Source organism: Kribbella sp. NPDC051620, from assembly GCF_044453825.1.
In the GTDB taxonomy this organism is placed as follows: domain Bacteria; phylum Actinomycetota; class Actinomycetes; order Propionibacteriales; family Kribbellaceae; genus Kribbella.
This window is the reverse complement of sequence record NZ_JBITDB010000001.1, coordinates 1,186,443-1,199,701: the sequence shown is the minus strand read 5'-3', so window position 1 is coordinate 1,199,701 and position 13,259 is coordinate 1,186,443. Positions and strand designations below refer to the sequence as shown.

Below are 13,259 nucleotides of genomic sequence, written 5' to 3'. Positions count from 1 at the left end.
CGGATACTGCCCGGTTGCGCCGGCTCAGCGGACCTGCGCTTCGGCCGCGTCGACGGTCTGCTCGAGCAGCAGCGCGATGGTCATCGGGCCGACGCCACCGGGGACGGGCGTGATCAGGCTCGCCACCTCGGCCGCCTCGGCGAAGTCGACGTCACCGACGTTGCCCTCGTTGTATCCGGCATCGATCACGACCGCGCCCGGCTTCAGCCAGTCGCCGCGGACGAAGTTCGCCCGGCCGACGGCGGCGACCACGATGTCCGCGGTCCGCACGATGCCGGCCAGGTCGCGGGTCCGCGAGTGCGTGTAGGTGACCGTCGCGTTCGATGCCAGCAGCAACATTCCGGCCGGCTTGCCGAGGATCGGGCTGCGGCCGATCACGACGGCATGGGCGCCTTCCAGCGGTACGTCGTACGCCCGCAGCAGCCGCAGGATGCCGCCGGGCGTACAGGAGACGAAGCCCGGTTCGCCGAACGCCATCGCCGCGAACCCGTGCATGGTGACGCCGTCGACGTCCTTGCCCGGAGCGATCGCCTCGAACGCGGCCCGCTCGTCGATCTGCGCCGGCACCGGGTGCTGCAGCAGGATCCCGTGCACCTCGGGATCAGCCGACAGCTTCTCGAGCTCGGAGACCAGCTCCTCGGTGGTCGTGGCCGCGGGCAACACGACGCTCCGCGACCCGATCCCGGCCTTCTTGCTGCGGTTCTGCTTCATCCGCACGTAGGTCGCCGAGGCCGGATCATCGCCCACCAGTACCGTCGCCAGACACGGTTGCACACCGGTCTCCTCGTGCAGCTTCCTGGCCCGCTCCCCCGCCCTGACCACCATCTCGGCGGCCAGCTCGGTCCCGACCATCAACTTCGCGCTCACAACCCACTCCTCCAGGCATCGACAGACCAACTCGGATGCCCAGGCGCGCGGCTCAACCAGCAGACCGTTCCCCGGTGGTACCCCACCTCAGCGCCAGTCGCGGTCCACCGACCAGTTTACTGCGTGAGTTGCTAGAGCAATCCGGCATGGTCGAGGGCGACATACGCGGCGTCTGTGCTCGTCATGGCTCCGGCCGCTCGCAGAGCCGAGGACATCCCAGGCGGAGTTCCGGCCACCCGGCATCTGGAACTGCCGCTTCCAGACCTTCTGGTAACCGTCAGCTCCTCCCCCAGCAGAACCCACGGCTCCGGATCCCCAGGCCGAGCAACGGGCGCGGATTCATCGGACAGCCCGCCGTCAGCCCTATCGTGGGCCGTGGACGCGGAGTCGCCGACGCCGTCCGCCCCGGGTGTAGGGCCCGAGGCGGACGGCGTTGACGGTGTCACAGGGGGCGGTTGGTGTCCGGGTCTTCGGGTGGGGCGATCGGGGCGTCGTCGGCGGGTGGTGCCACCGGGGCGTCGTCCGTCGAGGGTGCCGTGTCGCTCTCGTAGGAGCCGCCGTTGACGGTCTCCGCCGGCTCGGCGTGGGCGGCCGGCTCCGTCGGGGACGTGTCGGGGCGCGACTCGGACAGGATCCGGGCGAGCGTCTCGTCCGAGATCCGCTTGAACTTCCGGACCTGGGTCCGGGTCCGGTCCAGCACGGCGACCTCGATCTGGTCCGGCTCGAGCTGCCGGGTCTCGGTGCCGTCGTGGCCGAGCGCGTCGACGGCGAGCCGCAGTGCGCCCGCCAGCGAGATGCCCTCGGAGTAGTGCTCACCGACGTAGTCGGCCACCTGCTCGGCCGGGCCGCCCATCACGGCGTACCCGCGGACGTCCGCGATCGAGCCGTCGTAGGTGAGCCGGTAGATCTGGTCCTCGGCCGTGCTGGCGCCGATCTCGGCGACCAGGATCTCCACCTCGAGCGGCTTCTCGCCACCGGAGGAGAAGATCGCGCCGAGCGTCTGCGCGTACGCGTTCGCCAGCGCGCGGCCGGTGACGTCGCGGCGGTCGTAGGAGTAACCGCGCATGTCGGCCAGCCGGACGCCGGCGATCCGCAGGTTCTCGAACTCGTTGTACCGCCCGACGGCCGCGAAGGCCATCCGGTCGTAGATCTCGGCGACCTTGTGCAGCGCCGGGGACCGGTTCTCGGCGACGAACAAGATGCCGTCGGCGTACTGCAGCGCGATCGCGCTGCGCCCCTTGGCGATGCCCTTGCGGGCGAAGTCGGCCCGGTCCCGCATCAACTGTTCGGGCGAGACGTAGAACGGCGTACTCATCTGGGGTGTCGTCCTCTATCAGTCGATGGTGGTCAGGTCAGCGGCGCGGACGGGCCGTCGGGTCGCTCGTGCCGGGCGGCCATCACGGTGTCGACGATCGTGCCGACCTCGTCTTCGGGAAGCCGCCGGTAACCGTCGGCGGTGACCACGCCGACCACCGGGAAGATCCGCCGCAACATGTCCGGACCACCGGTCGCGGAGTCGTCGTCGGCGGCGTCCACCAGGGACTGGACCAGCACGGTCGCGACCTCGGACTCGTTCAGGTCCGGGCGGTAGAGCTTCTTCAGCGCGCCGCGGGCGAACAACGAGCCGGAGCCGACGCTGTGGTAGCCACCGAGCTCCTCGTACCGGCCGCCGGTCGGGTCGTAGGAGTAGATCCGGCCCGCCTTCCGGTCGTGGTCGTAGCCCGCGAACAGCGGTACCACGGCCAGCCCCTGCATCGCCATCGCCAGGTTGCCGCGGATCAGCGCGGTCAGCCGGTTGGCCTTGCCGTCGAGGCTGAGGGTGGTGCCCTCGAGCTTCTCGTAGTGCTCCAGCTCGACCTGGAACAGCCGCACCATCTCGATCCCGAGCCCCGCCGTGCCGGCGAAGGCGACGCACGAGTACTCGTCGGCCGGGAAGACCTTCTCGATGTCGCGCTGGGCGATCACGTTGCCCATCGTCGCCCGCCGGTCACCGGCCATCACGACGCCACCGGGGAAGATGGCGGCCACGATGGTCGTGCCGTGCGGGACGTCCTTGCCGAAATCACCCGCCCCCAGGTCGCGCCGTCCGGGCAACAGGTCGGGCGCGTGCCCGGCCAGGAAGTCCATGAAGGACGAGCCACCTGGGGTCAGGAAGGCTTCCGGCAACCGGCCGGAGGCATCGAATGTCATCTAGCGGTTCACTCCCCACCCTTTTGCACGAAGCCGCGGACGAACTCTTCCGCGTTCTCCTCCAGCACCTCGTCGATCTCGTCGAGGATCGAATCCACGTCGTCGTCGAGCCGTTCCTTGCGCTCGGCCACGTCCTCACTGGACTTGGTCTCGGCGACCTCTTCCTCGGTCGACGAGCGCTTCGGCTGCTTGTGCTGCTGTCCGCCGTCTTTCGCCATGGCACACACACCTCCTAGAACCGCTGTGGAGGACCGCCCAACCGGTCCTCTACAGCGACCCTACCCGGCAGCGCCCCCAGTAATGGTGCGAACCAGGTCACTCGCGGTGTCGCACTGGTCCAGCAACGCTCCGACATGCGCTTTCGTGCCACGCAACGGGTCGAGCGTCGGGATCCGTTGAAGCGATTCACGGCCGGGCAGGTCGAAGATCACCGAGTCCCAGGACGCGGCGGCGACCTGACCGGCGTACTGCTGCATGCAGCGGCCGCGGAAGTAGGCGCGGGTGTCGGTCGGCGGGTGCGAGACGGCCATCCGGATCTCCTCGTCGCTGACCAGCCGTTGCATCCGGCCACTCTTGACGAGTTTGTAGTACAGGCCCTTGTCCGGGCGCAGATCGGCGTACTGCAGGTCGACCAGGTGCAGCTTGGGGTCGTCCCACTCCAGCCCGTCGCGGTCGCGGTAGGACTGCAGCAGCTTGTACTTCGCGACCCAGTCGAGCTGGTCGGACAGCTTCATCGGGTCGGTCGCGAGCTGGTCGAGCACGCTCTCCCAGCGTTGCAGCACGTCCTTGGTCTGCCGGTCCGCGTCGTCGCCGTACTTGTCCTCGACGTACTTGCGGGCCTGCTCCAGATACTCCACCTGGAGCTGGACGGCGGTGATCTTGCGGCCGTCCTTGAGCGTCATCAGGTGGGTGCAGGTCGGGTCGTGGCTGATCTCGTGCAGCGCGCTGACCGGCCGGTCGACGGACAGGTCGTCGGTCAGCCAGCCGTCCTCGATCATCGCCAGCACCAGGGAGGTGGTGCCGACCTTCAGGTACGTCGAGATCTCGGCCAGGTTCGCGTCGCCGATGATCACGTGCAGCCGGCGGTACCGGTCGGGGTTGGCGTGCGGCTCGTCGCGGGTGTTGATGATCGGCCGCTTGAGCGTCGTCTCCAGACCGACCTCGACCTCGAAGTAGTCGGCCCGCTGGCTGATCTGGAAGCCGTTGGTGTTGCCGTCCTGGCCGATCCCGACCCGGCCGGCCCCGGTGACCACCTGGCGGCTGACGAAGAACGGCGTCAGGTGCCGCACGATCGACGCGAACGGCGTCGACCGGCGCATCAGGTAGTTCTCGTGCGACCCGTACGACGCGCCCTTGTTGTCGGTGTTGTTCTTGTAGAGGTTCAGTTGTGGCGCGCCGGGGATCTGCCGGGCCTGCCGGGCGCCCTCCATGATCACCAGCTCGCCGGCCTTGTCCCAGACCACCACGTCACGCGGGTTGGTGCACTCGGGCGCCGAGTACTCCGGGTGGGCGTGGTCGACGTACAGCCGGGCGCCGTTGGTGAGGATGACGTTGGCCAGCCCGGTCTCCTCGTCGGTGAGCTGGCTGGAGTCGGCCACCTCCCGGCTCAGGTCGAAGCCGCGCGCGTCCCGCAGCGGGTGCTCCTCGTCGAAGTCCCACCGCGTCTTGCGCGCCAGTGGCTGCGTCTGGGCGTAGCCGTTCACCACCTGACTCGAAGTCAGCATCGGGTTGGCCCCGGGCTGGCCCGGAACCGAGATGCCGAACTCGGTCTCGGTCCCCATGATCCGCCGAACACTCATGCGATCGAGCCTACGCGGTACAGCGGACTAAATCCGGTGAAGTGTCCACAGGGTTATCTGTGAGACTTCGGAAATGGACGAACTGGTGGCTCTGCTGGACGCTGACGGCCAGGTGTGCGGGTCGGCGCCACGCTCGGTGATGCGGCGCGAGAACCTGCGCCACGGGGCAACCGGCGTACTGGTCCGGAACAGCGCCGGTGAGATCTACGTGCACCGGCGGACGCCGACCAAGGACGTCTACCCGCACCGGTACGACTTCGCGGCCGGGGGTGTCGTCGCGGCGGGCGAGGACCCGTACGACGCCGTCGTCCGGGAACTGGACGAGGAGCTGGGCATCACCGGTGTCGAGCTGACCCCGCTGCCCGAGGGCGACTACGCCGACGACCACACCAACTACCACGCCTACCTCTACACCTGCGTCTGGGACGGCCCGATCAAGCACCAGCCCGAGGAAGTCGAGTGGGGCGCCTGGATGACCCCCGCCGACCTGCTCGCCAAGTTCGACGACTGGCCCTTCATGCCCGACACCATCGCCCTACTCGGCCCCCTGGTCCGGACCTACGCACTGACCATCGAGGACAACGGCTGGGACAGCCGGGCCTGGCTGGACGGCGAGTGGCTCAACCGTGAGCCCCGCCGCGAGCAGGTCCGCCCGCGGCTGCTCGCCGAGACCACGCTGATGCCGTGGCTGGCCCCGCAACTCCCGGTCCCGGTTCCAGTGCCGGAATTGACGGAATACGGCGTACGCCATCGGGTCCTGCCCGGTGAGCCACTCGAAGAGGGCAGTACTGCGCTCGGCCGCGAGCTAGGCGAGTTCCTCAGCGCTCTCCACTCGGTCGACCCGGCCGAGGCCGCTGCAAGAGGTGCCGTCGACGCAGCGACGGCCGCTGCAGCCAAGACGGTCTTCCTGGATGAGTGCCGCGCACAGGTCATCCCACTGCTCCCCGAAACCTCCCGCCAGACCGCACTCGAACTCCTGGCCCGCGTAGCCACCACCCGCACGGCACTGGTGCACGGGGATCTCGGCGACGAGCACATCCTCGTCCAGGACGGCCGGATCAGCGGCGTGATCGACTGGACTGACGCAGAGATCGGCGACCCGGCCTTGGACCTGTCGTGGCTGCTCAACGACGCCCCCGACGGCATAGCGGCCGGCCTGGCCGAGACCTACGACCTGACCCCGGTACTACGACAGCGGGCGCTCGACTGGCACCGTCTAGCCCCCTGGTACGGCGTCCACCGAGGGCTCCTGCTCGACCTGCCGGATGACGTGGAGAGTGGTCTGGCGGAGATTCTGGCCCGGTTGTGATGCAACCATCGGCGGGCCGAGCGGTCACTCTCCGGTGTGAAGATCATCCTGACCGACGAGACGGAGCCCGCCATGGCGACCGGATCCGCAGGGAGCCCACCGGACCATGAGTTGTGGGAGCGGCTGCGGCAAGGGGACCGGCACGCCCTCGGCGAGCTTTTCGATCGCTATGCGGACGACGTGCATGCTTTCGCGTTCCGGCGTACCGCCTCGTGGAACACCGCCGAGGACGTCGTCCAGACCACGTTCCTGAACACCTGGCGCCGTTTCCAGCGCAACCCGCCCGGCCCACTGACCGCTCCAAGCGCACGCGGCTGGCTGCTGGTCGTCGCCGGCAACGAGTGCCGCACCCTGGCCCGTACCGCAGCCCGCTTCCGCAACCTCGTCGACCGCCTGCCTGATCCTGCGCAAGGCTCCGACCACGCAGCCGAGGTAGCCCGCAGGCTCGACGACGAGCGCCGGATGTCCCGCATCCGGCAGGCAGTCGCCAAACTCCCCCGCCACGAACGCGAAACCCTGGAGCTGGTCGTCTGGGCCGGCCTCACCCAGGCCGAAGCCGCCGACGCTCTCGGCGTCCCGCTGGGCACCGTCAAGGCCCGCCTGCACCGCACCCGCCGCCGATTCCCCGACCTGCTCAGCCAGGTCGCGCTCTCCGAGGAGCTCTCGTGAACCTCAAGCTCGACCCACCCCAGGTCCCCCCGCTGTCCCCCTCGACCCGCAGCCGGCTCCGCAACAACGTGATGGAGCGGACAGCGCCCGTCAGCCGTCCCTCCCACCGCTGGGCCGCGCCGGCGATCACGGCCGCCGCCGTCGCCGCAGTACTGGCCGGCACGCTCGTAGCCGTCGACCAGTACACCGGCTCGAACCAGACCGACATACCGGCAACCGGTGTCTCCGAGGTCATCAGCCGCGACCTTGGGCCGGCCAGCCCCCAGCAGATCCAGGCCGCGATCAAGGCCTGCATGATCCCCCACAGCCGGCCGCTGGAGACAGTGTGGAGCCGCCGCGTGCTCGGACCAGGTGGGCCTGCGGACACCCCGGGCACCATCCTGCTGATGCGCGAGCCCGCGCCGAGACCGGCCGGCCACCCGCCGCTGTCGTTCTGTCTGGCGCCGACTCCCGTGGTCACGGGTCACGAGGAGAGTGAGATCGCCAAGCTCCCGACAGCCACGCAGGGCATCCTGATCGTCGCCCGGACGACGGACTTCAGGTCGCCGGACACCGCACCCGGGCACCTGTCCTCGAGTGGCAAGCCCGGCACGCTGGTCTCGAGTAAGCCGGACAGGAGCAGCGACGGAGCGGAGGTGGGCACCTCCTTGGTGCGGGTCAGGCCCGGGATCGCCCGGCTCGAGTCCCGCTATGTCTGGGACGGCGGTGCGGGGCCGTGGTCCGAAGGCGCCGTCGCCGACGGGTTCGGGTTCACCCAGAGCGTCGCGGACACCGGCACAACGCCCCGCGCCCAGCAGCACGAGGAGTTCCGGGCCTTCGACTCCAGCGGAAACCCGGTGCCGCTGCAGTACTAGGGCTGGCGGCCCATGAAGCGGGAGATCGAGCGGGCCAGGTTGATCCCGACCAAGCCGCCCCAGCAGATGATGATGGCGACCGTGCCTTCCATGTTGGCGGCGATGGCCGTGATCGGGATGCCGGCGGTGACCGAGACGATCGCGAGGGCGAGCCCACCCGGGTCGCCCTCGCGGCTCGGCTTCGGCGCCTGCACCGGCGGCGTCGCGAGATGCTGTGCGGTGTGCGCATCGAGCTTCGAGAGGAACCCCTCTATCACCTCGAGCTCGTACTCCGGCCCCAGCTCCTGCCGCGCCGCCACCGCGGCCCGCAGGTCCTTGCGAATCTCGTCCGTCGCCATACTCGCCAAGGTACGGCGGTACGGGTCCATCAACCATCAGGGACAACCCCGGCCGCACCCTGTCGCGCTAGCCGAGCGGTGGGGGCGTCACCGCCGGCGGTGCGGAGTGCGGCCATCACCAGAAGCCCAGAAGTCCGACACGACCTCCACCCGGCCGTTGCCGTCGTCGGCGACCAGCACCGCCCGGTGGTCGCCCTCGAAGTCCATCAGGTCCGCGAAGACCTCAGAGCCGGTACCGACGCGCTGCCCGTCCAACTCCCAGTGCAACTGCTCATCCGCCAGCGGCCGCCCGAAACAGTCCGTGGCCAGCGCCCACAGCCGTACCAAGGAACCGGCCCGCACAGTCGCCCCGGACTCCGGCGCGAGGATCGATGCCTCCGGTGCTCGTCTAGGCACGTCGAGCCGCGTCCACTCGCTCACTGCCGTGTCGAAGCCGTCCGAGATGATCACCTGGACCAGCGCCGACCCAGCCGGCAGTGGGGCCACCGGTACGGTCGCCTCACCGGCATCGAGAGCAGCGGCGAGTACCTGCCAAGTCTCCCCCTCGTCGGCCGACCACCGCAGCAGCCGGAGCACCTTCTCGGCGTACACCTCCTCCTGCCAGGTCAGCCGGACCCAGTCCCCCTCTACAGCGCCCTGGAGGCCTTCTACCTGCGGTGGAGCACCAGCAGGCTCGCGGATCCAGGTCTCCTCCTCGTCGCGCACTATCCGCAGTGTGGAGCCCCGCGGCGGCTCCGGTATCACCGCACACACCACTCCAGAGCTCCCCACACCTCTACCGCCTCCACAGCCTCCGCCGCAGCCGCCCGGGCCACCACAGCCGCCCTGGCCGTCTCCGCACGCGGCAGTCTCGATCACCTGGACCGGCGCCGTCGCCACCACCCGTCCCACGTCGTCGATCAGATCCAGTCGCGTCCCCGGCAGGCTGCTCCCCAACTGCTGGGCCACCGTCGTCTCGAGCGTGACCACGTGCTGGACCTCGATCTGACCGTCGACCAACCTCCCGAAGACCATCAAGGCCAGCACCGGACTCTGCAGATCGACCACCCACGGTGGCGGCGGATCCGGGACGTAATGCGGAATCGGCCCATCCAGGTCCAGTACCACGTTCGGCGGCCGCTGATCACCAGGCCCCGGCATCCAGGTCGGGTTCAGCGCGGCATGCTGCAGCATCCGCTGGTACTGGTAGAGCGACGGCCAGCGCGGGTTGCAGTACGACATGAAGTCCCGTCCGACGGCCGGCGAGATCATGTTCGGCCCGGCCAGGTCGAAGCCGTACTCCCCGATCGACGCCATCTTGCTGGTGGCCGAGTCGTACGGCTCGTACGCCGGGTAGCTGAGGTCCACCTTGGGATCGTTGGTGAGCCCGCACGGCGCGTGCCTGAAGTCGAGCACGTGGCCGAGTTCGTGGCCCATCGACTCCTGCGATCCGACCGGCCCGGCGCCGAGTCCCGCTCCACCACCGCCGCAACCGCCGGTACCGTCGCGGGGAATCGCGCTCGGCAGCATCCCGTAGTACAGCCAGCCGGGCTTGTTGCCGTCGGCCATCTTCACCAGGTACAGCCACGCCAGCAGGCTGTTCCAGACGTCCGGACACTTGCCTTTGACGATGCCGCCGGTCAGCGGCACGAACCAGTTCATCTGGCCGGCCACTGACAGCTCGGGCGTCTTGGAGACCGGGTACCAGTCCAGGGTCCGCCGTACCGTCGACTGCAGGTCGGCCAGCGACGGCGCCGGCAGATCGAGGTGATTGCCGGCGATGTCGTCGCCCGAATAGTGGATGGGAATCATCCGCACCTTGAGCGTCTGCAGCAGGCTCGCGTTCACCACCTGCGTGTACTCCGCCAGCTGGCGGCCGCTGCCGGCGGACACCTTGAGCCGGAAGGTCCCCCGCATCTGAGCGGCCGGGATGACGAAGTTGAGGCTGTTCGAGAGCGACCCGCGCTCGGTCGCGTAGTCGGGATCGGCGAGCGCCGTGATCGATCCCGGCGTCTGCTGGACGAGCGACCCGGCATCGACCCAGATCCCGTACCGCATCTTCTGCACCGTCACGCTCGCCCGCACATTGGGCACATCGCTGAACACCCCGTGCACGAACACCCGCACGTACGCCGTCTTGTCGGCGACCAGCCGGATCGAGTTGTCCGGACCATGATCGCCGGAGTCGGTCAGGTGCTCGGCGGCGTGCCGGTACTGGATCACCTGGGTGACCTCGACGCCGTCGATGAAGATCCCGGCCAGCAACGGCTTGAGCCAGTCGGCCCGCGCCACCTGCTGAACGATCCCGGACATGCTGAACCTGGGCATGATCGCCCACCCCCTGTAGCCCTCCCCCAGGCCCTTCCCCTTGGAGCCTAAGAAAGCACGAGCGAGCGGCCAAAGCAACAGCCGCCCCGGTCCAGGATCGCGGACCGGGGCGGCTGTCGTCGGAGCTGGTTACAGGTACTGACCCGTGTTCGTCGCCGTGTCGATCGACCGGCCCGGCTCGGTGCCCTGCTTGCCGGAGATGAGCGTGCGGATGTAGACGATCCGCTCGCCCTTCTTGCCGGAGATCCGGGCCCAGTCGTCCGGGTTGGTCGTGTTCGGCAGGTCCTCGTTCTCCTTGAACTCGTCGACGCACGCCTGCAGCAGGTGCTGCACCCGCAGACCCTTCTGCTTGTCGTCCAGGAAGGCCTTGATCGCCATCTTCTTGGCCCGGTCGACGATGTTCTGGATCATCGCGCCCGAGTTGAAGTCCTTGAAGTACAGGACCTCCTTGTCACCGTTGGCGTAGGTGACCTCGAGGAAGCGGTTCTCGTCGGCCTCGGTGTACATCCGCTCGACCGTGCGCTGGATCATCCCGTTCACGCACGAGGCCCGGTCGCCGCCGAATTCACTCAGGTCCTCGGCGTGCAGCGGCAGGGTCGTCGTCAGGTACTTCGAGAAGATGTCGCGCGCCGCCTCGGCGTCCGGCCGCTCGATCTTGATCTTCACGTCCAGCCGGCCCGGCCGCAGGATCGCCGGGTCGATCATGTCCTCACGGTTCGAGGCACCGATCACCAGGACGTTCTCCAGACCCTCGACACCGTCGATCTCGCTCAGCAACTGCGGGACGATGGTGTTCTCGACATCGGAGGAGACACCGGAGCCGCGGGTGCGGAACAGCGAGTCCATCTCGTCGAAGAACACGATCACCGGCATGCCCTCGGAGGCCTTCTCCCGGGCCCGCTGGAAGACCAGGCGGATGTGCCGCTCGGTCTCACCCACGTACTTGTTGAGCAGCTCCGGACCCTTGATGTTGAGGAAGAACGACCTCTGCTCCGCCACCCCGGTCCGCTCGGCGACCTTCTTGGCCAGCGAGTTCGCCACCGCCTTCGCGATCAGCGTCTTGCCGCAGCCGGGCGGGCCGTAGAGCAGCACACCCTTCGGCGGCTTGAGCTCGTGCTCGAGGAACAGGTCCTTGTGCAGGTACGGCAGCTCGACCGCGTCCCGGATCGCCTCGATCTGGCCGGCCAGGCCACCGATCTGGGTGTAGTCGATGTCCGGGACCTCTTCGAGCACCAGCTCCTCGACCTCGGACTTCGGGATCTTCTCGTAGACATAGCCGGAGCGGGGCTCCAGCAGCAGCGAGTCGCCGGTCCGCAGCGCGATGTCGAGCAGCGGCGAGGCGAGCCGGACGACGCGTTCCTCGTCGGCCTGCGCGATCACCAGTGCCCGCTCGCCGTCGGCCAGCAGCTCCTTCAGCATCACCACGTCGCCGACGACTTCGAAGTCGCAGGCCTCGACCACGTTCAGCGCCTCGTTCAGCATCAGTTCCTGGCCGAGCCGGAGCGCGTCCAGGTCGACTGAGGGGCTCGCCGCGACCCGGAGCTTGCGGCCCCCGGTGAACACGTCCAGCGTGTCGTCGTCGTTGCGGCCCAGGAAGGTACCGAAACCGGACGGCGGTTGCGCCAGCCGGTCGACCTCCTCCTTCAGGGCGATGATCTTCTCTCGGGCCTCGCGCAGTGTTTCCGCCAACCGCTCGTTCTGGGCGGTCACACTCGACAAGGACGCCTGGGTTTCGGACAGTCTGCTCTCGAGCGACCGGCTGTCCGCCGGGTGCTCCAACAACCTCCGCCGCAACGCTGCGACCTCGGCCTCCAGGTAACGGACCTGGTTACGCAGCTCTGCCGCGGTAGGACTCTCGTCTCCAGCCACGATCATCACCTCACCATGTGGGGCTCGACCCTATGGACCTTACCCAGAAAAGCACGCCGAGCAAGCTGAATCCCATCACGTGTCGGTTGCGGATGAATCGGTTGTGCCCGGCGTGTCGGCGGGTGTATCGGACTTGCGCGGCCCGGAGTAGTCGTCGCCGTACGCGCCCGGGGCCGGCCGGCGCTTCTTCCGCGGGGCCTGTACGCCGTGCGCCATCCTTCGAGCCGTGACCAGGAAGGCGGTGTGACCTTGCATTCGGTGGCCGGGCCGGACCGCGAGCCCTTCGACGTGCCAGTCCCGCACCAGCGACTCCCAGGCCCGCGGCTCGGTGAACTCGCCATGGGCCCGCAGCGTCTCCACAACCCGGCTCAACTGGGTCGTGGTGGCCACGTACGCGCAGAACACCCCGCCCGGCACCAGGGCACCCGCGGCGGCGTCGATGCACTCCCAGGGGGCCAGCATGTCGAGCACGATGCGATCGACGTCCTCCTCGTCCAGCGACTCCACCAGGTCGCCGACGTGCAGCGTCCAGGCCGGGTGCTCGGCACCGAAGAAGCCGGTGACGTTCTTCCGGGCCACCTCGGCGAAGTCCTCGCGGCGCTCGAACGAGATCACCTGGCCGTGGATGCCGACGGCCCGCAACAGCGCCGTGGTCAGCGCGCCCGACCCGGCGCCGGCCTCGACCACCTTCGCGCCGGGGAAGATGTCGGCCATCGTCACGATCTGGGCCGTGTCCTTGGGGTAGATCACCGCCGCGCCGCGCGGCATCGACACCGAGTAGTCCGCCATCAACGGCCGCAGCGCGAGGTACTCGACCCCGCCCTTGGACCGGATCGTCACCGCGTCGGGCCCGTCGATCAGCTCGTCGTGCTCGATCCCGCCCTTGGTGGTGTGGAAGATCTTCCCGCGCTCGAGGAACACCGAGTGCCGGCGCCCCTTGGAGTCGGACAGGGTGATCCACTCACCGGCCTGCAACGGCCCGTGGTGCACCCCGGAGAACGAAGCATCAGGAAAATCACGAAGATCAGACATAAGGCGCTCACCCTACTTCGCCACC

The 13,259-nt window shown here is 68.7% G+C and carries 12 protein-coding genes and 1 riboswitch; of the genes, 3 read left to right on the top strand and 9 right to left on the bottom strand.

The annotated features are described in order from the left end of the window. Positions 1 to 24: 24 nt before the first annotated feature. The 5 genes from ACIA12_RS05235 to dop form a co-directional block, all read right to left on the bottom strand. On the bottom strand, positions 25 to 867 hold the full coding sequence (locus ACIA12_RS05235; protein WP_396365541.1) for a bifunctional 5,10-methylenetetrahydrofolate dehydrogenase/5,10-methenyltetrahydrofolate cyclohydrolase: 843 nt from the start codon (positions 865 to 867) through the stop codon (positions 25 to 27). 30 nt (positions 868 to 897) lie between these two features. Beyond that, positions 898 to 978: riboswitch (ZMP/ZTP riboswitch) on the bottom strand. A gap of 331 nt (positions 979 to 1,309) precedes the next feature. Continuing rightward, positions 1,310 to 2,182, bottom strand: a complete 873-nt coding sequence (gene prcA, locus ACIA12_RS05230; RefSeq protein WP_396365540.1) for a proteasome subunit alpha — start codon at positions 2,180 to 2,182, stop codon at positions 1,310 to 1,312. Positions 2,183 to 2,214: 32 nt separating this feature from the next. Continuing rightward, positions 2,215 to 3,057: a proteasome subunit beta gene (gene prcB / locus ACIA12_RS05225; protein ID WP_396365539.1), complete on the bottom strand. Its 843-nt coding sequence runs from the start codon at positions 3,055 to 3,057 to the stop codon at positions 2,215 to 2,217. Between the two features lie 8 nt (positions 3,058 to 3,065). Beyond that, positions 3,066 to 3,275 carry a ubiquitin-like protein Pup gene (locus ACIA12_RS05220; protein ID WP_328324267.1) on the bottom strand — a complete coding sequence of 70 codons (210 nt, stop codon included), beginning with the start codon at positions 3,273 to 3,275 and terminating at the stop codon, positions 3,066 to 3,068. A gap of 60 nt (positions 3,276 to 3,335) precedes the next feature. Then, positions 3,336 to 4,856 (bottom strand): depupylase/deamidase Dop, encoded by a 1,521-nt coding sequence (gene dop, locus ACIA12_RS05215; RefSeq protein ID WP_363824009.1) that lies wholly within the window; start codon positions 4,854 to 4,856, stop codon positions 3,336 to 3,338. A 73-nt stretch (positions 4,857 to 4,929) separates the two neighbouring features. Between dop and ACIA12_RS05210 the strand changes: the two genes are divergently transcribed. Genes ACIA12_RS05210 through ACIA12_RS05200 form a run of 3 tightly spaced genes read left to right on the top strand, consistent with a single transcriptional unit; the run spans position 4,930 to position 7,688 of the window. Next, positions 4,930 to 6,165, top strand: coding sequence for a phosphotransferase (locus ACIA12_RS05210; RefSeq protein ID WP_396365538.1), 1,236 nt, complete (start codon positions 4,930 to 4,932; stop codon positions 6,163 to 6,165). 36 nt (positions 6,166 to 6,201) lie between these two features. After that, the gene (locus ACIA12_RS05205; RefSeq protein ID WP_396365537.1) at positions 6,202 to 6,834 is read left to right on the top strand and encodes an RNA polymerase sigma factor; all 633 of its coding nucleotides are present in this window, start codon (positions 6,202 to 6,204) and stop codon (positions 6,832 to 6,834) included. Further along, entirely contained in the window at positions 6,831 to 7,688 is an 858-nt protein-coding gene (locus ACIA12_RS05200) for a hypothetical protein (RefSeq protein ID WP_396365536.1), read from the top strand. The genes ACIA12_RS05205 and ACIA12_RS05200 overlap by 4 nt, the downstream gene beginning before the upstream one ends. Here the strand turns inward: ACIA12_RS05200 and ACIA12_RS05195 are convergent. The 4 genes from ACIA12_RS05195 to ACIA12_RS05180 all read right to left on the bottom strand — a co-directional run bounded on the left by ACIA12_RS05195 (position 7,685) and on the right by ACIA12_RS05180 (position 13,234). Then, positions 7,685 to 8,026 carry a hypothetical protein gene (locus tag ACIA12_RS05195; RefSeq protein ID WP_396365535.1) on the bottom strand — a complete coding sequence of 114 codons (342 nt, stop codon included), beginning with the start codon at positions 8,024 to 8,026 and terminating at the stop codon, positions 7,685 to 7,687. The genes ACIA12_RS05200 and ACIA12_RS05195 overlap by 4 nt on opposite strands. Before the next feature lie 87 nt (positions 8,027 to 8,113). After that, positions 8,114 to 10,333: a hypothetical protein gene (locus ACIA12_RS05190; protein ID WP_396365534.1), complete on the bottom strand. Its 2,220-nt coding sequence runs from the start codon at positions 10,331 to 10,333 to the stop codon at positions 8,114 to 8,116. A gap of 129 nt (positions 10,334 to 10,462) precedes the next feature. Next, the gene (gene arc / locus ACIA12_RS05185; RefSeq protein WP_363824026.1) at positions 10,463 to 12,208 is read right to left on the bottom strand and encodes a proteasome ATPase; all 1,746 of its coding nucleotides are present in this window, start codon (positions 12,206 to 12,208) and stop codon (positions 10,463 to 10,465) included. A 69-nt stretch (positions 12,209 to 12,277) separates the two neighbouring features. Then, positions 12,278 to 13,234: a tRNA (adenine-N1)-methyltransferase gene (locus ACIA12_RS05180; protein ID WP_396365533.1), complete on the bottom strand. Its 957-nt coding sequence runs from the start codon at positions 13,232 to 13,234 to the stop codon at positions 12,278 to 12,280. Between the last annotated feature and the right edge of the window lie 25 nt (positions 13,235 to 13,259).